Annotated in this window: 19 protein-coding genes and 1 tRNA gene; 15 read left to right on the top strand and 5 right to left on the bottom strand. The window is 71.8% G+C overall.

What is annotated here, in order from left to right:
* The first annotated feature begins 21 nt into the window (after positions 1–21).
* The 5 genes from E4P38_RS01095 (at position 22) to ppdK (ending at position 6,595) form a co-directional block, all read left to right on the top strand.
* Positions 22–522, top strand: a complete 501-nt coding sequence (locus tag E4P38_RS01095) for a hypothetical protein (RefSeq protein WP_135129866.1) — start codon at positions 22–24, stop codon at positions 520–522.
* Positions 523–606: 84 nt separating this feature from the next.
* Positions 607–2,031 (top strand): glycine--tRNA ligase, encoded by a 1,425-nt coding sequence (locus tag E4P38_RS01090; protein WP_245160714.1) that lies wholly within the window; start codon positions 607–609, stop codon positions 2,029–2,031.
* A 97-nt stretch (positions 2,032–2,128) separates the two neighbouring features.
* Positions 2,129–3,286, top strand: a complete 1,158-nt coding sequence (dusB, locus tag E4P38_RS01085; RefSeq protein ID WP_135129865.1) for a tRNA dihydrouridine synthase DusB — start codon at positions 2,129–2,131, stop codon at positions 3,284–3,286.
* Positions 3,283–3,729, top strand: a complete 447-nt coding sequence (locus E4P38_RS01080; RefSeq protein WP_135129864.1) for a hypothetical protein — start codon at positions 3,283–3,285, stop codon at positions 3,727–3,729. Before dusB ends, E4P38_RS01080 begins: the two co-directional genes overlap by 4 nt.
* 157 nt (positions 3,730–3,886) lie before the next feature.
* Positions 3,887–6,595: a pyruvate, phosphate dikinase gene (gene ppdK / locus E4P38_RS01075; RefSeq protein WP_135129863.1), complete on the top strand. Its 2,709-nt coding sequence runs from the start codon at positions 3,887–3,889 to the stop codon at positions 6,593–6,595.
* Positions 6,596–6,640: 45 nt separating this feature from the next.
* Here the strand turns inward: ppdK and E4P38_RS01070 are convergent, their stop codons facing one another.
* Positions 6,641–7,240: a hypothetical protein gene (locus E4P38_RS01070; protein ID WP_135129862.1), complete on the bottom strand. Its 600-nt coding sequence runs from the start codon at positions 7,238–7,240 to the stop codon at positions 6,641–6,643.
* A 174-nt stretch (positions 7,241–7,414) separates the two neighbouring features.
* Between E4P38_RS01070 and E4P38_RS01065 the strand changes: the two genes are divergently transcribed.
* A complete protein-coding gene (locus tag E4P38_RS01065; RefSeq protein ID WP_135129861.1) occupies positions 7,415–9,016 on the top strand; it encodes a histidine kinase in 1,602 nt (533 codons plus the stop codon).
* The gene (locus tag E4P38_RS01060; RefSeq protein WP_135129860.1) at positions 9,013–9,687 is read left to right on the top strand and encodes a response regulator transcription factor; all 675 of its coding nucleotides are present in this window, start codon (positions 9,013–9,015) and stop codon (positions 9,685–9,687) included. Before E4P38_RS01065 ends, E4P38_RS01060 begins: the two co-directional genes overlap by 4 nt.
* A gap of 126 nt (positions 9,688–9,813) precedes the next feature.
* On the opposite strand, the gene E4P38_RS01055 is transcribed toward E4P38_RS01060, so the two are convergent.
* Positions 9,814–10,080: a RidA family protein gene (locus tag E4P38_RS01055; RefSeq protein WP_209308863.1), complete on the bottom strand. Its 267-nt coding sequence runs from the start codon at positions 10,078–10,080 to the stop codon at positions 9,814–9,816.
* Positions 10,081–10,217: 137 nt separating this feature from the next.
* Here E4P38_RS01055 and E4P38_RS01050 point away from each other — a divergent pair, with 137 nt between their 5' ends.
* From E4P38_RS01050 to E4P38_RS01035, 4 genes are read left to right on the top strand one after another with little or no spacing between them, the layout of a single operon-like run.
* The gene (locus E4P38_RS01050) at positions 10,218–10,847 is read left to right on the top strand and encodes a YdcF family protein (protein WP_245160713.1); all 630 of its coding nucleotides are present in this window, start codon (positions 10,218–10,220) and stop codon (positions 10,845–10,847) included.
* A gap of 14 nt (positions 10,848–10,861) precedes the next feature.
* Complete coding sequence (locus E4P38_RS01045) at positions 10,862–11,371, top strand: hypothetical protein (RefSeq protein WP_135129858.1); 510 nt, start codon at positions 10,862–10,864, stop codon at positions 11,369–11,371.
* A 41-nt stretch (positions 11,372–11,412) separates the two neighbouring features.
* Positions 11,413–13,254, top strand: coding sequence for a DNA primase (dnaG, locus tag E4P38_RS01040; protein ID WP_245160712.1), 1,842 nt, complete (start codon positions 11,413–11,415; stop codon positions 13,252–13,254).
* Entirely contained in the window at positions 13,251–13,826 is a 576-nt protein-coding gene (locus E4P38_RS01035) for a hypothetical protein (RefSeq protein ID WP_135129856.1), read from the top strand. The genes dnaG and E4P38_RS01035 overlap by 4 nt, the downstream gene beginning before the upstream one ends.
* A 9-nt stretch (positions 13,827–13,835) precedes the next feature.
* Here E4P38_RS01035 and E4P38_RS01030 read toward each other — a convergent pair whose 3' ends face one another.
* The gene (locus E4P38_RS01030; RefSeq protein WP_135129855.1) at positions 13,836–14,045 is read right to left on the bottom strand and encodes a hypothetical protein; all 210 of its coding nucleotides are present in this window, start codon (positions 14,043–14,045) and stop codon (positions 13,836–13,838) included.
* A gap of 140 nt (positions 14,046–14,185) precedes the next feature.
* On the opposite strand from E4P38_RS01030, the gene E4P38_RS01025 reads away from it, so the two are divergent.
* Positions 14,186–14,258 (top strand) — tRNA-Asn (locus E4P38_RS01025).
* A 111-nt stretch (positions 14,259–14,369) separates the two neighbouring features.
* Positions 14,370–15,620 carry a tyrosine-type recombinase/integrase gene (locus E4P38_RS01020; protein WP_135129854.1) on the top strand — a complete coding sequence of 417 codons (1,251 nt, stop codon included), beginning with the start codon at positions 14,370–14,372 and terminating at the stop codon, positions 15,618–15,620.
* Between the two features lie 61 nt (positions 15,621–15,681).
* Here E4P38_RS01020 and E4P38_RS01015 read toward each other — a convergent pair whose 3' ends face one another.
* Entirely contained in the window at positions 15,682–15,885 is a 204-nt protein-coding gene (locus E4P38_RS01015; protein WP_245160711.1) for a helix-turn-helix domain-containing protein, read from the bottom strand.
* 286 nt (positions 15,886–16,171) lie between these two features.
* Here E4P38_RS01015 and E4P38_RS01010 point away from each other — a divergent pair, with 286 nt between their 5' ends.
* Together E4P38_RS01010 and E4P38_RS01005 are read left to right on the top strand one after the other, a co-directional pair.
* Positions 16,172–17,422 (top strand): hypothetical protein, encoded by a 1,251-nt coding sequence (locus tag E4P38_RS01010; protein ID WP_135129852.1) that lies wholly within the window; start codon positions 16,172–16,174, stop codon positions 17,420–17,422.
* Between the two features lie 60 nt (positions 17,423–17,482).
* Positions 17,483–18,928: a hypothetical protein gene (locus tag E4P38_RS01005; protein WP_209308862.1), complete on the top strand. Its 1,446-nt coding sequence runs from the start codon at positions 17,483–17,485 to the stop codon at positions 18,926–18,928.
* A 109-nt stretch (positions 18,929–19,037) separates the two neighbouring features.
* On the opposite strand, the gene E4P38_RS01000 is transcribed toward E4P38_RS01005, so the two are convergent.
* Positions 19,038–19,676, bottom strand: a complete 639-nt coding sequence (locus E4P38_RS01000) for a peptidase (RefSeq protein ID WP_135129850.1) — start codon at positions 19,674–19,676, stop codon at positions 19,038–19,040.
* Between the last annotated feature and the right edge of the window lie 304 nt (positions 19,677–19,980).

Genomic DNA, 19,980 nt, shown 5'->3' with positions numbered 1-19,980 from the left:
CCACGGGAGGCACACCGCGCCATGATCGATCCGCCCCAGCACGACCGCGCTCCGGACGGCACCGCAGCCGGGGGAGAGGACCGCACCCGCGACATCCGCCTGCCGTCGCTGCCGGGCCGTCCGCCGTCGGCGATGCCGCGTGAGTGGGCGGAGGTCCAGCCACGTCCGTCGTCCCCGGCGTCCGGCGACCTGGGTCCGTCGGCCGGCGACCCGGCGGAGACGCCCGACTTCTCCGCGCCCCCTCCGGAGACGTCCGTCACGCACGTCGCCACCCCCGCCCGGCCGCGGGGGACGCCGTTGGTCGACCAGCCGACCGACGAACTGCCCCCGCCCCCCGGCCCGCCCCGCGAGCGGACGATCGCCTTCGCCTCCCCGGAGATGGCCGGTGGGCGGCCCGCGCCGAGCGTGGGGCGGACGCCCCGCCGTCCCCGCCGGTGGCCGTGGGTCGTGCTCACCCTGCTGCCGATCCTCGTCATCGTGGGTGCGGGCATCGCGTGGCTCCTGCTCCTGCGCGGCGCCTGACCTGAGGTGCTCCCGCAGCCACCGCCGAACGGGCAACTACCGTGGACGGGTCAACCGCCGACCGCCAGCCGGATGGAGCCCTCTGTGGCAGCGCCCGTGAACGACCCCGCCCCGACCCTCCGGAAGCGTGACTCTGCGCTCCTGGACAAGGTGGTCAACCTCTGCAAGCGACGGGGCTTCGTCTTCCCGTCGGGCGAGATCTACGGCGGCACCCGCTCCGCCTGGGACTACGGACCCCTGGGCGTCGAGCTCAAGGAGAACATCAAGAAGCAGTGGTGGCGCACCGTCGTCCAGAGCCGGGACGACATCGTCGGCCTGGACTCCTCGGTGATCCTCCCGCGCCAGGTGTGGGTCGCCTCCGGCCACGTCGGCGTCTTCACCGACCCGCTGACGGAGTGCCAGAGCTGCCACAAGCGGTTCCGGGCCGACCACCTCGAGGAGGAGTTCGAGGCGCGCAAGGGCCGGGCTCCGGAGAACGGCCTCGCCGACATCAGCTGCCCGAACTGCGGCACGAAGGGCGCCTGGACCGAGCCGCGCGACTTCAACATGATGCTGAAGACCTATCTCGGCCCGGTCGAGGACGAGTCGGGGCTGCACTACCTGCGCCCTGAGACCGCCCAGGGCATCTTCGTGAACTTCGCGAACGTCATGGGTGCGGCCCGCAAGAAGCCGCCGTTCGGCATCGGGCAGATCGGCAAGTCGTTCCGCAACGAGATCACCCCGGGCAACTTCATCTTCCGCACCCGCGAGTTCGAGCAGATGGAGATGGAGTTCTTCGTCGAGCCGGGCACCGACGAGGAATGGCACCAGTACTGGATCGACCAGCGCACCGCCTGGTACACCGGCCTGGGCATCGATCCGGAGAACCTGCGGCACTTCGAGCACCCGAAGGAGAAGCTGTCGCACTACTCCAAGCGCACCGTCGACATCGAGTACCGCTTCGGCTTCCAGGGCTCGGAGTGGGGCGAGCTCGAGGGCATCGCCAACCGCACCGACTTCGACCTGAAGACGCACACCGAGCACTCGGGCACGGACCTGTCCTACTTCGACCAGGCGACGAACACCCGCTGGACGCCGTACGTCATCGAGCCCGCGGCCGGCCTCACCCGCTCGCTGATGGCGTTCCTGATCGAGGCCTACACCGAGGACGAGGCGCCCAACGCCAAGGGCGGGGTCGACACCCGCACGGTGCTCACGCTCGACCCGCGGCTGGCGCCGGTGAAGGCCGCCGTCCTGCCGCTGTCGCGCAACGCCGACCTCTCGCCGAAGGCAAAGGACCTCGCCGCGGTGCTGCGGAAGAACTGGAACGTCGACTTCGACGACGCCGGCGCCATCGGCCGCCGGTACCGCCGGCAGGACGAGATCGGGACGCCGTTCTGCATCACGGTCGACTTCGACACCCTCGAGGACCAGGCCGTGACGATCCGCGAGCGGGACTCGATGAGCCAAGAGCGCGTCGGCCTCGACGCGGTCGAGGCCTACCTCGCCGCCCGCCTCCCCGGCTGCTGATCGGCTTTTGGTACCAAAAGCCGATCAGGCCGGCTTCCGCCAGGTGAGCTGGTAGCGCCAGGACGGGGGACCTGCGTCGCCGCCTACTCTGGGTGGCATGACCAGCACGCTCGAGCCGACGACGGCGCTTCCGCCGTTGAAGCTTGGTCCGCTGGCGGTCGACCCCGCGGTGGTGCTCGCGCCGATGGCCGGCATCACCAACCCGGCCTTCCGCACCCTGTGCCGGGAGTTCGGCGCCGGTCTGTACGTCTGCGAGATGATCACCACCCGCGCCCTCGTCGAGGGCAGCGTGAAGACCCTCGGCATGGTCCGCGCGACCGCTGACGAGAAGGACGCCTTCTCCGTGCAGCTCTACGGCGTCCACCCGGCGACCGTCGGGCGGGCCGTGGAGATGCTGGTCGACGAGGGCGTCGCCGGCACCCGGCCCGCGCACATCGACCTGAACTTCGGCTGCCCGGTGCCCAAGGTGACCCGCAGGGGCGGGGGGTCGGCGCTGCCCTGGCGGCGGGTCCTGTTCCGGGACATCGTGCGCGCCGCGGTCCGCGCGGCCGGGGACGTGCCGGTCACCGTCAAGACCCGCATCGGCATCGACCGCGACCACGTCACCTACCTCGACGCCGGCCGGACGGCGCAGGACGAGGGTGCCGCCGCGATCACCCTGCACGGGCGCACGGCCGACCAGCTCTACAGCGGCACCGCCGACTGGTCGCCCATCGCCCGGCTGGTCGAGGCCGTCGACATCCCGGTCCTTGGCAACGGGGACATCTGGGAGGCCGACGACGCGCTGCGCATGGTCGCCGAGACCGGTTGCGCGGGCGTCGTCATCGGCCGCGGCTGCCTGGGCCGCCCGTGGCTGTTCGGCGACCTCGCCGCCGCCTTCGCCGGGAAGCCGACGCGGGCGCTGCCGACGCTGCGGGAGGTCGCCGCCATCATGTACCGGCACGCCGAGCTGCTGGGCGAGCAGCACGGCGAGCGCCACGGCTGCACCGACTTCCGCAAGCACGTGGCCTGGTACCTCAAGGGCTTCTCGGTGGGCTCCGACGTCCGCCGGGCACTGGCGATTGTGAGCGGCCTCGACGAGCTGGCCGGTCTGCTCGCGGGCATCCCCGACCAGCCTTACCCGGTCGCCGTCCTCGGTGCCCCCCGCGGCCGCACCAGCACCCCGCGCCCCGTGGCGCTGCCGGAGGGCTGGCTGGCCGACCGCGACGACCCGCGGCCACCCGTGGGAGCCGAGCTGGAGGTCAGCGGCGGATGACGCAGGGTCCCTTCCTCTACGACGACGACCCGGCACCGCTGCACACCGGTACGCCCCGGCGCAGCGGCAGGCTGCTGGTGATGATCTTCGGTGCCACCGCGCTGGTCGCCGTCCTCATGGTCGTGCTGCTGCCGCTCATCAAGGGGTCCGGTGAGGAGCAGTCGCGGGAGGTCGTCCAGGTGTTCCTCGCCGCGCTCGACCAGGACGACACCGAGACCGCGTACCAACTGCTGTGCGAGGACGAGCGCGCGCAGGTGGCCCCGGACGAGATCGCCGGTCGCTACGTCGCGGCAGCGGGCGGTGGCGAGGTCGGCGCCGTCGCGGAGGCGGAGGTCGACGGCGAGCCGGTACGCCAGGTGACCGTCGAGTGGGCCGACGGCACGAGCACCGGGTTCGTCGTCGTCAACTCCGACGGCCCGCACGTCTGCGGCCTGGCGGACTGACCCGCAGCTCGAATCGCGTCGAGCCGACCGCTGGGCCAAGATCATTCCCAGTCGCCGGCACCGTGGCCGACCGGTGGGTGCCGCACCCGGGCACGCCCCGGTACGGCACCATCTCGGCCATACGGGGTCCGGCTTGTCGAGCGCGGAGGTGTCAACGGTGACCAGCGGTCAGCCCACGAAGTGGATCTACGACTTCAGCGAGGGCAACAAGAACCAGAAGGACTTGCTCGGCGGCAAGGGCGCCAACCTGGCCGAGATGACCAACCTGGGCCTGCCCGTACCGCCCGGCTTCACGATCACCACCGACGCCTGCCGCTACTACCTGGAGCACGGCGGCACCCCGGAGGCGCTCGACGCCCAGGTCACCGAGCACCTGTCCGCGCTGGAGAAGGCGATGGGCAAGACCCTCGGCGACCCGGCCGACCCGCTGCTGGTCTCGGTGCGATCGGGTGCTGCGGCGTCCATGCCCGGGATGATGGAGACCGTCCTCAACGTCGGGCTCAACGACGAGTCGGTGCAGGGCCTGGCTCAGCAGTCGGGCAGCGAACGCTTCGCCTGGGACTCCTACCGCCGGCTGATCCAGATGTTCGGCAAGACGGTGCTCGACATCGACGGCGACCTGTTCGAGCACGCCCTCGACGAGGTGAAGGCCGAGCAGGGCACCGACCTCGACCTCGATCTGGACGCCGAGCACCTGAAGGACGTCGTCGGCCGCTTCAAGGCGATCGTCAAGGAGCAGACCGGCAGCGACTTCCCGCAGGATCCCCGCGAGCAGATGGACATGGCGATCAACGCCGTCTTCGACTCGTGGAACTCCGACCGCGCGATCATCTACCGCCGCCGCGAGCGCATCCCGAGCGACGCCGGCACCGCCGTCAACGTCTGCTCGATGGTGTTCGGCAACCTCGGGTTGGACTCCGGCACCGGCGTCGCCTTCACCCGGGACCCGGGCAGCGGCGCCCAGGGCGTCTACGGCGACTACCTGCAGAACGCCCAGGGCGAGGACGTCGTCGCCGGCATCCGCAACACCGTGCCGCTGGCCGATCTCGAGACCATCGACAAGGACGCCTACGACGAGCTCATGACGACGATGTCGACGCTGGAGTCGCACTACCGCGACCTGTGCGACATCGAGTTCACCGTCGAGCGCAACAAGCTGTGGATGCTGCAGACCCGCGTCGGGAAGCGCGGGGCGGCCGCCGCCTTCATCATCGCCACCCAGCTCGTCGACGAGGGCCTCATCGACATGGACGAGGCGGTCCGCCGGGTGACCGGGGACCAGCTGGCGCAGCTGATGTTCCCGCGGTTCGTCTCGGGCGGGGACGCCACGCAGCTGACCCAGGGCATGAACGCCTCACCGGGCGCTGCGGTCGGCAAGGCGGTGTTCTCCTCGGAGACCGCCGTCCAGTGGGCCGATCGCGGGGAGAAGGTCGTCCTGGTCCGCCGGGAGACCAACCCCGACGACCTCTCCGGGATGATCGCCGCCGAGGGCGTGCTCACCAGCCGCGGCGGGAAGACCTCGCACGCCGCCGTCGTCGCCCGGGGCATGGGCAAGACGTGTGTCTGCGGTGCCGAGGAGCTGCAGGTCGACACCAAGGGGAAGAAGTTCACCGCGCCCGGCGGCACCGTGGTGAACGAGGGCGACGTCATCTCCATCGACGGCTCGACCGGCCGGGTGTGGGTCGGCGAGGTGCCGGTGGAGCCGTCGTCCGTCGTCCGCTACTTCGAGGGCGAGATCGACCCCGAGGCCGACGACACCGACGACATCGTGCGCAGTGTGCACCGGATCCTGGCCCACGCCGACGAGAAGCGGCGCCTGGCGGTCCGGACCAATGCCGACACCCCGGAGGACTCCGCCCGCGCTCGGCGGTTCGGCGCCCAGGGCATCGGACTCTGCCGGACCGAGCACATGTTCCTCGGTGACCGGCGGAAGCTGGTCGAGAAGCTGATCCTGGCCGACGGCGCCGACGAGCGGCAGGCCGCGCTCGACGCCCTCGAGCCGCTGCAGAAGCAGGACTTCCTCGAGATCTTCGAGCAGATGGACGGGCTCCCGGTCACGGTGCGTCTGCTCGACCCGCCGCTGCACGAGTTCCTGCCCGACCTCACCGAGCTCTCGGTCCGCGTCGCCGTCGCGGAGGAGCGCGGCGAGCCCGACGAAGGCAGCCTGCGGCTGCTGGCCGCCGTCCAGGGCATGCACGAGTCGAACCCGATGCTGGGACTGCGCGGCGTGCGGCTCGGGCTCGTCGTCCCCGGGCTGTTCGCGATGCAGGTGCGGGCGATCGGTGAGGCCGCGTGCGAACGGCGCAAGGCCGGAGGAGATCCGCACCCGGAGATCATGATCCCGCTCGTCGGCGCGGTGCAGGAGCTCGAGGCCATCCGCGAGGAGTCCGAGCGCGTCCTGGCCGAGGTCTGCGAGGCCGAGGGCGTCGAGGTCGAGGCACTGATCGGCACGATGATCGAGGTGCCACGCGCCGCGCTGACGGCCGGGGAGATCGCCGCATACGCCGAGTTCTTCTCCTTCGGCACCAACGACCTCACGCAGATGACCTGGGGCTTCTCCCGGGACGACGTCGAGGCGGCGTTCTTCCACCAGTACCTCGACAAGGGCATCTTCGGTATCTCGCCGTTCGAGTCGCTGGACCGCGAGGGCGTCGGCCGGCTCGTGCAGATCGGCGCCGAGGCCGGCCGCTCGGCACGTGCCGACCTGAAGCTCGGTGTCTGCGGCGAGCACGGCGGTGACCCCGACTCGGTGCACTTCTTCCACGAGGTGGGCCTCGACTACGTGTCCTGCTCGCCGTTCCGCGTGCCGGTGGCCCGCCTCGAGGCCGGTCGCGCCGCGCTCGGTGGGGAGCGGGCCGGCTCCTGACGCGGCGGTGCCGGACGGGAGGTCCCGTCCGGCACTGGTCCGGCGTCAGCGGCGCGTACCGACCATCGCCCGGTCCGGCCGGGACGAACCGGCCGCTGCGGCACTGAGACCGAGCAGGGCGATGCCGATGTAGAGAGCGGTCTCGGCGTAGCCGGGGTGCCCCCAGCCCGGTGCCATCGCCTCGAGGACGAGGCTCAGGGCGATCACCGGGACGACGCCCACCATGAGGACGGCCGGCACCCGCACGTCCGGCCGGCGCAGGAGGAGTCCGCCCAGCACGGCGCCCAGGATGAACATCGCGAGGAACGTGACGCCGGCCGTGGCTCCGAGGATGTCGGAGTCGACCACGTTGACCAGCAGGTAGCCGGTCGCGAGGATCGCCAGGTCGACGGCCAGCAACCGGCGGATCCAGCGGACCGCACCGCTGCCCTCGTCGATCCGCTCAGCGTTGCAGACCAGCACGGCCGCCAGCAGCGCGAACGTTGCCACCATCACGAGGTTGATGGCGACGATCACCCAGGTCGTGCCGGCCTCGTCGTCCCACGGCGGGACCGCGTCACTGGTGGCACGGGCAACCGCGTCGCCGATGGACACGACCGACAGCACGACCGCGGCGCCCAGTGCCGTTCGCTCCAGCTGCATCATGAGTTGCTCCTCGGACCGGGCGCCGTCCTCGTGGCGGCGCGGTACCGCGAACGCTAGGAACGCTCCACCGGCCGGTGATCCGTCCGAACGGTCGTTCTCTTCCCGACCTGCGGAGGAGTTGTCTCCGACCTTTGGACGACGCCACGAATCCCCTCGGGTGGCTACGGTCGAACCGTGTCCCGCCCGGGCGTCCTGAGCATCCTTTTCACGGCGGTCGCCGTGAGCGCCGTCGGGGTGTGGGTGGCAGTGGACGAGTTGGCCGGCCCGCCTGAGTTCCTGTTCCTCACCGTGATCCTCCTGACCCTGGGGGCGGTGTGGCGGCTCGCCCTGCGGTCCGGCCGTCAGGCCGCTGGTGAGGCGGCCCGGGCCAGCCGCCTCGCGTCCATCCCGGAGGCGGAGGTGACCCGCACCGCCGTTGCCGTGGAGCGCGCCCGCCTGGCGGGAGACATCCAGGCCGTCGTCCGTTCGGCGGCCACCACCATGGGTGCAGCTGCCGAGGATGCCGTCCGGCACTGGGACGACGACCCGGCACCAGCCCTGCGCACGGTCCAGGACCTCGGGGCGCGCGCCGGACTGGAACTCCGCCGGCTGCTGGGCCTGCTGCGCGAGGCCGACGACGACGCCGCGGCACAGGCGATGGCGCCGGTCATTCCCGTAACGCGCATCTCCCGCAGGGACGTCGTCCTCGCCTGCGTGGCGACCGTGCTCGCCGTGGTCGAGACGGTCGCATCCCGGGGCGAGTTCGCGTCGGGCGAGTCGGGCGCCTTCTCCGTGCTCCTGTCCGCCTGCGCAGCCGCGACGGTGGTCCTCCGACGGGTCGCCCCGGACGTCGGTGCGGTCGCCTGCGGCCTGGTGTTCGCAGTGGGCATCTGGACGCAGCCCCTGAGCAGTGGATTCTGGTTGCTCTTCACCCCTGGGACCCTCACGTGGGCTGCCGTCGGCCGGGGGCCCCGCGGTCTGCTGGCGGTCGGCGTCCTCGCCGCGGGCATCGCCGTCGAGCTGGCCGTGCGGGATCCGGACAACCTCTTCCTCGCCATGCTGACCCTGGCGGCCGCGGCCGTAGGGAGCACGGTCGTGCGGATCGCCGAATTCTGGGGCCGGTCGGCGCGGACCAGGGCGGACCAGCGAGCGGCGGAACTCGACGCCGCCGCCGGCACGGCCATCCGGAGCGAGCGACTGGCAGTGGCGCGCGAGCTGCACGACCTGGTGTCGCACGCGGTGGGTGTCATGGTCATGCAGGCGGGGGCGGCGTTGACGACACGGAACAGCGATCCGGGCAATGCCCGGCGCGCGGTCGACGTCGTCCGGCGGACGGCCGCGGAAACCCTGGAGGAACTTGAGCGCCTGCTGGGCGTGCTGGACCACGGCGTTCTCGGCGCCCCTGCGGTCGGTCCCGACGGCCACGATGTCCCTGCCCTGATCGACCGGCTGCGCAGCGCCGGACTGGTCGTCCGGCTCGACCTCCAGGGCGATCTCACCGGGGAGGTGGGCGCGGTGGTCTACCGGGTGGTCCAGGAGGCGCTGACCAACGTGATCCGTCACGCGCCTGGGGCCGGGGCGACGGTCCGCGTCCACATGTCGCCCACCGGGGTCGGCGTGGAGGTCGTCGACGACGGTCCCGGGCCGGGGGCACATCCCCGCCGGGGTTACGGCCTGGTCGGCATCGACGAGCGGGTCCGCCGCCTCGGCGGCGAGTTCACCTCCGGGCCCGGCCCCGGCGGACGCGGCTTCCTGGTGCGCGCCTGGGTGCCGGTGCTGGTGGTGCGGCCGGCATGAGTCCGCTGGTGCGGATCGTGATCGCCGACGACCACGATCTGCTGCGCGACGGCGTGGGCGCGATCCTCGGGGCTGACCCCGGGATCGAGGTTGTCGGTGAGGCCTCGAGCGGGCCGTCCGCCGTCGCGGCGGTCCGCGCGCTGGCACCGGACCTCGTCCTCATGGACGTCGAGATGCCCGGCGGGAACGGCCTGACCGCCACCCGAGAGATCCTCGAGCGCTGCCCGGGCACCCGGGTACTCGTCCTCACGACGTTCGATCTCGACGAGTACGTCCTCGAGGCGCTGCGCCTGGGCGCCTCTGGGTTCCTGCTCAAGACGACCCCCGCCCGGGCACTGGTCGAATCGGTCCATGCCTGCGCGGCCGGCGAGATGCTGCTCGCTCCCACCGTCACCCGCCGGCTCGTCGAGAGCTACGTCCGGCAGCCGACCCCGCCCTCTGACGGGGGGCTCCCGCCGAGGCTGAGGGAACTCACCGAACGGGAACTGGAGGTCCTGCGGGCGCTGACGCGCGGGCTGTCCAACGCCGAGATCGCGCGCGAGCTGTACATGGCCGAGACCACGGTGAAGACGCACGTCACCCACATCCTGGCCAAGCTGGAGCTCCGCGACCGGGTGCAGGCGGTGATCGTCGCCTACGAGACCGGCCTCGTCCGGCTGGGCGAGCGCTGAGCGGGAGGGGTCAGGTGCCCTCGACCGCGGTGCACCCGATGGAGATCAGCAGGCCCAGGGGGAGCGGCACCTACATGGTCATCCGCGCGGGTGGCGCGGTGGGGAAGAACTCCTCGAACAGGGCGTTCATCTCCGGGAAGTCGGCCTGGTGGCGACCAGCACTGTCGTGCTGACGACGAGGTCGGGGCGGCTACCGGCGGCGTGGAGCACGGTCGCCAGATTGGTGAACTGCTGACGCGCCTGCGCGCCAAAGGAGTCGCCGGGCACGTCGCCGGTGACCGGATCGACCCCGGGCTGGCCGGATACGAAGACGAACCCACCGGCGCGGACGGCGTGCGAGTAGGGGCCGATGGGCGGCGGCAGACCCGGACCCGTGACGACCTGATGATCCATGTTCGGTCCTTCCAGGGAGCTGCTCGGGATTGTCGGCTGCACCTTCCTCCCCGGTCCTCCTCCGCTGGTGTGGGGGCCCACGGCCTCAGTTTCCCCAGGCGCCGCACGGCGTCAGGTCGACGTGGTACCCATGACGCGTGGGAGTGCGGCGGGAAAGCCTGATGGCGCGGGCGTTCGCGGCCGCAGTCCTCGCGTTCGTGCTCCTCGTCAGCTCGACGGCCCTGGCGATCTGGTGGACCGCGCGGCACGACTCACGCCCGGCGTCCGATGCGATCGTGGTGCTGGGCTCGGCGCAGTACAACGGCGTCCCGTCGTCGATCTTCGAGGCCCGGCTCGAGCACGCCATCTCCCTGTACGAGGACGGCGTCGCCCCCGTGATCGTGACCGTCGGCGGCAAGGCGACCGGCGACGAGTTCACCGAGGCCGAGGCCGGCCGCGACTACCTGTCGAACTCGGGCATCCCGGACGACGCCCTGCTCGCCGTTCCCGAGGGCGTGGACACCCTGCAGAGCATGCGCGTCGTGTCGGCCGCCTTCACCGAGCGCGGCTGGACCAGCGCTGTCCTGGTCACCGACCCGTGGCACGCGATGCGGGCGGAGCGCATGGCCGAGGATGCCGGTATGGAGGCGGAGAGCTCGCCGACTCGGCAAGGCCCCGCCGTCCAGACCCGCGGCACCCAGTTCCGTTACATCCTGCGGGAGACTGCTGCCTACCTGCTGTACCGCGCGACGGGCGAGAGCGTCGCCGGCGCACCGGGGATCGGCTGAGGGGAGGGGACCGGATGCTCGAACTGGGCAAGGCCGGCGGGGCCGGGTACCGCAAGGGCGAGCTGCCCGTCCTCCGCGACGGGTCGCCGGTCGCCGTCCTCCGCGCCGCCAACTGGAAGGAGGAGGCCACGGCGGTCGTCGGCGACCGCGAGTGGGTCTTCGCCAAGCGCAAGGGCGAGCTCACCGGGCGGTGGGCCGCCGAGCCCGAGGACGTCGCGCGGCTGCGCGCCCGGCAGGCGTCGTTCTGGAAGGGCACGTGGACCGTCGACCTCGAGGGTCGGCCCGTGGAGGTGCAGAACGCCTCGATGTGGAAGGGCACGCACCGCTACCTGACCGGCGGGCAACGGATCGCCGAGAGCGGCTCGACCGGCGGCTGGTCGCCGCGCCCGACCCTGGACGCCGACGGCTCGCTGCCGCTGCACCAGCAGGTGTTCCTGCTCTGGCTGGAACTCGTCCTCAGCCGCCGGAACACCGCAGCCGTCGGCGCGGCGACCGGCGCCGCGGTCATCGGGGGCAGCAGCTGATGCCCCCGCGGGGCCGGATCCGGGCGGCGGACATCGCGTTGGTGAGAGAGCACTCGAAGATCGACGAGATCGTCGGGGAGCACCTGCAGCTCAAGCGCGCGGGTGGGGGCAGCCTGAAAGGGCTCTGCCCATTCCATGACGAGAAGTCGCCGTCCTTCCAGGTGACGCCGTCGCGCGGGCTGTGGCATTGCTTCGGCTGCGGCATGGGCGGCGATGTCATTTCTTTCATCCAGCAGATCGACCACCTGTCGTTCTCGGAGTCGATCGAACTCCTCGCCGGCCGGGCCAACGTCGAACTGCACTACGAGGACGACAGCGGTCGGGCGACCGGCGCCCCCGACCGGGCCAACGTCGGCCAGCGGGCCCGCCTGGTCGCGGCCAACACCGCGGCCGCGGCGTTCTTCGCCGAGCAGCTGGGCACGCCCGAGGCGGCACCCGCCCGGCAGTTCCTCGCCGAGCGCGGCTTCGACCGCCAGGTCGCCATCGACTTCGGCTGCGGCTTCGCACCCAGCGGCTGGGACGCGCTGACCCGGCACCTCCGCGGGAAGGGCTTCACCCAGGCCGAGCTCGTCACCGGCGGCCTGGCGAAGGAGTCCTCGCGCGGCACGCTCATCGACCGCTTCCACCGGCGGCTGGTCTGGCCGATCCGCGACATCACCGGCGACGTCATCGGTTTCGGCGCCCGCAAGCTCATGGACGACGACCCGGGCCCGAAGTACCTCAACACCCCCGAGACGCCGCTCTACAAGAAGTCCACCGTGCTCTACGGGATCGAGCGGGCCAAGCGCGACATCGCCCGCAAGCACCAGGCCGTCGTCGTCGAGGGCTACACCGACGTCATGGCCTGCCACCTGGCCGGCGTCACCACCGCGGTCGCGTCGTGCGGCACGGCCTTCGGCGGCGAGCACATCAGCGTGCTGCGGCGGCTGCTCATGGACCAGGACGAGTTCCGCGGCGAGGTGGTCTACACGTTCGACGGCGACGCGGCGGGCCAGGCCGCGGCGATGAAGACCTTCGCCGAGGACCAGCGCTTCGTCGGCCAGACGTTCGTCGCGGTCGAGCCGAACGGGCACGATCCGTGCGAGCTCCGCCAGGAGCACGGGGACGCCGCCGTCCGCGATCTGGTCGCCCGACGGACGCCGCTGATCGAGTTCGTCCTGAAGACGACCCTGGCCGGCTACGACCTCGACACCGTCGAGGGCCGGGTGCATGCGCTGGAGAAGACCGCGCCGCTGCTGGCGCAGGTCAAGGACCACGCGCTGCGGCCCGCCTACGCGCGCCGGCTGGCCGGGCTGCTGGGCCTGCCCGACGAGAACGAGGTCATGGAGCGGCTCCGCCGGCTCACCGGTGACGGCGGGGAGCGATCCCGGCCGCGGCCCCGGGGCCCCCAGCGCACGCCGGACGACGCCGCGGTCGAGGTCGAGCGGGAGGCGGTGAAGGCGGCGCTGCAGGTGCCCGAGGTGGCCGGGCCCTCGTTCGACGCCGTCCCACCGGCCGCCTACACCGACCCCGAGTACGCGGCGGTGGCGGAGGCGGTGGCCGCTGCCGGGGGCGCAGCCGCGGCAACGGTCACCGGGCCGGCCTGGCTGGACGAGGTCGCGGCGCACTGCTCGCGGGAGTCGGCGCGGGCGATGCTGACCGCCCTGGCTGTCGAGCCCATGCGCTCGGTCGGTGAGGGGGACTCCACCTACGTCAACGCGGTGATGGCGCGGCTCCAGGAAATGGCGACCGTGCGCCGGGTCACTGCGCTCAAGGGCAAGCTGCAGCGGATGAACCCGGTCGAGGCCCCGGACGAGTACACGAAGGTGTTCGGCCAGCTCGTGGCGCTCGAGGCGCAGGCCCGGTCGCTGCGCGAGCGGGCGATGGGCGGGCTGACCCCGTGAGCCTCCTCGACAACGTGAAGCGGCGGTTCGCGCGGCCACCGGAGCCGGTGCGGGTCGCCGTCCTCGCCTCGACCGATCCCGACGAGCGGGTGCTGGCCTGGGGCAGCCTCGTCCGCGGCGAGGGCTGGCTGGTCGCCACCTCCCGCGGCCTGCGGATCGTGCCGCCCGAGGTGACGTCGGTCGTCGACGCAGAGGTACTGCCGTGGCACCAGATCGGCTCGGCCACCTGGCTGGCCACGGCCGACGGCGGAGGCCGGTTCGACGTGGTTCCGCTGGTCGAGGTCGAGCCCGGGGTGCAGGCGCGGCAGCCGAAGGTCCGGCACGCGCTGAGCGACGCCGGTGACCTGCCGGCGGTGGTCCGCCGTCGGGTGGACCAGACGGTGGTGGCCAGTCAGCGCTCGCCGCTGCCCGGCGGGGGAGGGGTCCTGCTCGTCGCCCGGCGGATCCCCGGCGAGCCCGTCCGGGAGTGGACCGTCGTGTTCGACGACGATGCGCAGCGCAGCGACCCCGGCGCACGGGAAGCCGCCCGGCAGAAGCTCGCCGACCTGGTCGCGGCCGACCAGCCGGACTGACCGGTCAGGTCAGCGGGGAGTTTCGCTGCCCATGCGGGTGCGCACGGAGGCCAGGACGTCGTCCGCGCGGGCCTGCGCCATGCCGGCGAGGCTCTGCAGCCGGGGGTCGTCCTTCGCCTGCGCGTAGGCGCGGCGGATCTGCTCGTAGCGCTCGCGGCCGGCCTTGGAGCCCAGCACGTAGCCGGCGCCGAAGCCGGCGAGGAAAGACAGCTTCGCCACGGGGAAACCTCCAGGACGGGGACCGGATCGGCGTTCACGCTACCGGTGGCGGTGACCGCGCGAGAGCCGGGCGAGCCGCTCCGGGAGGGCTCCCAGGCCTGATGTACCCTCGTCAGGCCAGCGGGTCGCGCACCCGCTCATCCCCCGTAGCTCAATTGGCAGAGCATGCGACTGTTAATCGCAGGGTTAGTGGTTCGAGTCCACTCGGGGGAGCAGAGTAAGGCCCCTGACCAGTGAAGACGCCGGTCAGGGGCCTTGCTGTTGTACCTGTCAGAGGTTCGAGGCACTCTTTAGGCACTCATTACTCGGTGCCGGAGGTGCCCCGTGGGCCGTCCCCCGCTGCCGCTGGGCACCAGCGGCAAGGTCCTGTTCGCCACGCTGCCAAACGGTCGGGTCAAGGCCCGGGTCAAGTTCCGTGACTACGACGGGCGAGTCCGGCTGGTTTCCAAGGTGGGCCTGTCGCGGGCAGCGGCCGAGCGGGCGCTGAAGGCCGAGCTGACCAGCCGCCAGGCGCCGGGCGGCGTAGGCACGATCACCTCCTCGACGCGGATGGTCATCTTGGCCGATGCCTGGATGGACGCCGACCACGGCTGGTCGACCGGCACGCAGCGCACCTACCGATCGGTCATCAACAAGCAGGTCAAGCCGGCCTTCGGTCGGCTGTGCATCCGCGAGGTGACCCCCGGCGTGGTCAGCCGCGCACTGGCCGCCATCGCCAAGAGCAGTGGACCGGGCGCGGCCAAGACGACGCGGGCGTGCCTCTCTGGAATGTTCGCGCTGGCGATCCAGGACGGCGCCGCTGCGGTCAACCCGGTTCGTGACTCCGCCGCCAAGATCAGCACCGTCAAGCGGGCGCCACGCGCTCTGACCGTGGACGAGACCTCGCGGCTCCTCGAGTTGTTCCGGAGCAGCGACCGCGCGGCTGAACTCGACCTGCCCGACCTGGTCGACTGGATGCTCGCCACTGGCTGCCGGATCGGTGAGGCGTTGGCCCTGCGGTACGGGACCAACGGTGACGGCAGACCGATCCTCGACCTCGGCGCCCGGACCTGGGAGGTGAACGCCACCGTGGTCCGCGTTCCCGGCACCGGGCTGGCGATTCAACCGCGGCCGAAGACCACGGCAGGATGGCGGGTGGTCGCCCTCCCTCACTTCGCCGTCCGGATGCTGGAGAACCGGCGGGGGAGGTTCAGACGGCAGTCGGACGCGGAGGTCGTCTTTCCCCCGCCGCTGAGTGGCGTCCTGCGAGATCCGTCGAACGTCTCGGGAGATCTTCGCCAGTTGCTCGACTCGTTTGAGTGCGAGACCTGCGCCGGCACCGGCTACCAGCTCAATAGGGACGGCGCCTTCAAGACGGAAGTGGCCGGGCGACGGATCCGTTGCGAGGAGGGACCCTGGTCGTGGGTCACCTCGCACACCTTCCGCAAGACCGTCGCCACACGTCTCGACGAGGCCGGGCTCAGCCCGCGGCAGGTGGCCGACCAGCTAGGCCATGCCAACCCGTCGATGACGCTCGACGTCTACTTCGGTCGCCAGGTGGTCAGCGCCGAAGCGGCGCGGGTGCTGGACCGCTGACCTGCGCGGCGTCGGCGCGAAATCCTGGCACGGCACCAGAGCACGGCATCCCGCTCGCCGTTCAGCCCGCTCGTTCGGCCCGTCCCGCTTCCGACTGTTCGAGCAGCCACGCGGTCACATCGGCGCGCCTGTAGACCACGCGACGCCCTAGCCGGAAGCTGTGCGGGCCGGTGCCGAGGTGCCGCCAGTACCTCAGCGTGGACACGGGCGAGCGCATGATCTGGGCAACCTCGGCTGTGGTGAGCAGGTCATCAGGGCTGTCCATGGCGAACCTCTCGGTCATTCGTGACGCGGCCTGAGCAGGCCCGGCACCGCAACGTAGGGCCAGGTATCGACAGCTAGGCTGCGCCTGCAGCACACGACCCAGCCCCTGTAGTTGGCCCGTATTGCCATCGTCGTCGCAGGAGGCGCTTCCCTGTGCGCCGGCGGGGTGCGCAGCGGCGAGTGCTGCCGGATCCTGCCCATCGTGCAGCCGCACCCGGGGCGACCCTCCAAGACAAATTGCCTCCCTGGCCGGGCGCCGGGCACCCGGCTACGGTGCGCCGGTGATCATGACCTTGCCGACTGGTCTGTCCGCTGCGCTCGGCTCCGGCGTCCGAATCACCGCTGACGAGGTCAGCGAGACCTTCGCCCCCGCCTCCAGCGCGCTGGCGGCCGAGCTGGAGACCGCGCTCGGCCGTGCCGGCTTCTACAGCGGCCAGGCAGACGGGTACCCGCCGCCAACCACCCGGCTCGACGCGCCACCCCCGCAGCAGCCGCCCGCGATCACACCGATCCGTGACCTGTGGCTGGCATCGTTCACGCCGGGCTGGCGCGGGTACCGGAGCGACGTCCACGCCGACGTGCACTTCCCCTGGGCGAACCCGGAGTTGGCCGCCGCGGAAGGCAACGACTGGCTGTCCACCGAGGATACCGCGGTCAATCGCGCCGCCATCGAGGAAATCCGCCCGGGCGACCTCGTCATCGTCCAGCGCAGCGACCCCCGCGGCGACAAGGGCCTGCGGCTGCCCGACTGGGGCGCCACCAGCCTGCTCGTCGGCGCCGCGATCGCCGGCCCGGCGGAGGCATGGACCGACGCGAAGGGGCGCCGCCAGCGACGGGTGCACCTCATTCCGGCCACCCGGTTCACCGATCTCGTGCCGCGCACCACCGCCAAGAGCTTCGGCCGCGTCACCGGCGGGGTGTTCGAGAAGCGCCCGCAGCGACAAAACGGCACCGGCGGTCGAGGCCGCACCCTCTCCGCCGTCCCCGGCGCCGGTGCGGTCGACCTGCTCGCCGTCTGCGGCATCCACCCCGACGCCCTCACCGAATCCGACCTGCCCACCCTGATCGCCCGGCTGCGCGCAACCAAGACCGGCAGCAAGGAACTGCTGGAGTACCGCTACGACCACGTGCTGCAGAACAACCGCCGCCGCGCCAACGAGCAGCGCGCCGTCGCCGCCTGTCGCGCCGAGCTCGCCGCGCGGCAGCTGATCGAACGGGACGACTTGCAACTGTGCGGCGGCGAAGGCTGCGACCTGCTGGCGGTCGACGTTGCCGGCGCTGAGGTGCGCATCGAGATCAAGGGCTACACCAGCAAGCGGCTCGCTGATGTGCACCTGCAGCCGTCCCAGGCCCAGGCGGCGCGTGACGTCGCGGCGCGCCGAACAAACGACTGGTGGCTGTACGCGCTGCTGGACGCCGAGAGCGCCCGACCGAAGAGCGCCTGGCATTCCGCCGCCGACGTCGCCACGCTGCTGGCTACCGGCGGCATCCAGGAGCGCGGTGCCCACAGCCGGCTGCGAGCCGCCGGGCAACTCTGAGGTTCGCGCGCCTGAAGTCCCAAAGACGGCGCCGTCCGTCCGGGGAAGGTCGGACGGTGCGTGAGCACGTTCAAGCGCGCAATTCGTAGGCGACTCCCAGCGCGGGACTTGTGCAGCAGCGCGCTCGCGGACCCCATGGCCACCATGCCGCACGGCAGGCCCCCCTGCGAGTCACACCGCACGCGTGAACTGGCGAAGGCCGCCGGACAGCGCGTGGTGGATGTGGACGCGGACTCACTGTCCACAGGACTGCTCGAGAAGCGTTCCGGCGTCATTACGTCGGTGCAGCTTTACGTTATGAGCGAGCCCACGGAAACGGAACGTCGGATCTGTCGATTTCCCGGCTGCCAACGGCCGGCTGCGGCATCGCAGGCAGGGGCCGGCCGGCCGCCGGAGTACTGCGACAACAGCGGACACAACCGGACCGCCGCCTGGCACGCCCGCCGCCGGCTGCGCACAGAGCAGTCCGGGCACGCGGCCGGGGTCGAGCAGCGGCCGGTGGACGCCGCGCGGCAGCGGGCCAGCGAGTTGCACGGTCAGGTCGCCGGCATGGTCGAGCACCTGGGTCAGCAACTGCAGGGGTTGCTCGAGGAGCTGCGGACCGTGGCCGATCCGGAAGCCGCCGAGCTACAGATCGAAGCCGTGACGAGTCAGGCGGCCGAGCAGGTGGCGACGGCCGAGGCTCGCGCCAGTCGGGCTGAGCAAGCGCAACGCCGTGCCGAGGCCGAGCGCGCCGAGGCCGACGCCGCTGCTGAGGAGGCATCTTCGCTGAGCGAGCAGCTTCGTGCCGGGCTGGACGAGTCTGGCCAGCGGCTGGCGGAGGCAAACGCAGAGCGGGACAGGGTGATCGCCGAACTGGCTGGCGCGCGCGCGATCGTCGAGGCGGAGCGGGAGCAGTCCTCAGCGAGGCTGGTCGATCTCGCCGAGAAACTGACCGTCACCGAAGCGCGGCTGGTCGAGGCACACGCCGACCGGGATGCCGCGACGCAACGAGCCGAAGCCGCCCTCGTCGCGCAGTCCGAGGCCGAGGAACGATCCCGCAATGCTGTCGAGCGGATCGACGCCGAGTCGCAGCGCGCCGCCCGGGCGGAGGACGCGGTCGAGCCGCTACGCCGGGACCTGGTTCAAGCCGAACGGCGAGCGACGGACCTCCGTGAGGAGGTCGGCGATCTGCGCGGGAAGCTGGCGACGATGACCGCCCAGCGCGACGCCTCCGTTCACGACGCCGAGCGCGAGAAGGCCCACGGCCAGCAGCGGGTCGACGATCTGCGTGCCCGTCACGAGGAGGAGAACCGCCGACTCCGGGCGGAGTCCGTCGAGCTGCGCGGTGATCTCAGCGCCGCGCGCGAGGATGCCAGCGTGCAGCGCAGCAGGGCCGATCGAGCCGAAGCCAGACTCGACAGCGCCGCCATCGCACACAAGACCCGGCGTCCCCAGTCGCCCCCAGGGCGTGGACGGCGCCAAGGCGAGAGCACGAACCCGGGACCCGACGAGACCGGCGCCTGATGTCGAGGAGGCGGGGCGGGGGGCACCGAACCGGCTTATGGGACCGTCGCCCTGCCGGCGTGCCGCAGATCTTGCTTCGGGAAATCGAGCGCCAGGCTTCCGGATGGTGTCAGAGAGCGGCCGCGAGCAAGAAGCCCACCGCGAGGGCAGGGCCGTAGGGGATCGCGCTCCGACGGTCCCCACCACGCATCAAGGTCACTACGGCCTGCGTCACGGTGATCAACGTGAACGCGGCGAGGGCCAACAGGAGGCCGCGAGCCGTGGCGTGCCCCAGGCCCAGTCCGCCGAGCGTCGCTAGGCGGACGTCACCGAAGCCTGCGCCCGCGAAGCGCCAGCACAGGAGCATCACCAGCCCGGACGCCACCGCAGCGACCCCGCTGAGCGCCAGTCCCGGCCAGTCGCCGTGCACGGCCAGTGCGACCGTCAGCAGAGCGCAGGTCAGGACGCCGGCCTGCCGGACGAGTGCGGTCGGGACGCGCTGGGTGACCGCGTCGCAGCAAGCCGCCGCGACGAGCGCGCATCCCCAGACCAGCAGGGCCGGCGGGAGCCACCATATTCCGGTCCGATGTGTCGCCGCCATCGCGGCCGCCCCGGCCGCGATCCCGCCGAGAGCACTCGCCAGGCTCACACCTCTGCTCATGGCGTCCGGTCGCGCCAACTGCGCGAGCCCACGTGCGGCCAGCACGCGTGTGGCCATGGCCCCGGCGACGGCGGCCGCAACCGCGGCACCCAGCCACAGACTGATCATGCGCCGCCAGATGCCTCCTCGGCCGGACCGCGAACGACTGCTCCCGCGTGCTGACACCTCACCCGCCGGGGCGTGGGGGAGTGGGCTGCGAGTGTGCGACGCCGAAGCCTGACGGGGCCCTGCGATACACCCATCTGGGGGACGGGAGGCGGAACGATCGTGACTCTGGGTCACTCGAACGGGTGGCATGGTGCTGGACGTCACACCGTGTTCCCGTGGAACAGGAAGTCTCGATACACGAACGGGCGAACCGGAAGCGGAGGTGCTCACGCGTGCGGGTGACGCGGGCGGCGGTCACGGCAGC

The organism is Blastococcus sp. CT_GayMR16 (assembly GCF_004570875.1).
In the GTDB taxonomy this organism is placed as follows: Bacteria; Actinomycetota; Actinomycetes; order Mycobacteriales; family Geodermatophilaceae; genus Blastococcus_B.
Note: the sequence above shows the minus strand (reverse complement) of the source record. Positions and strands in the feature narration are given on the sequence as shown.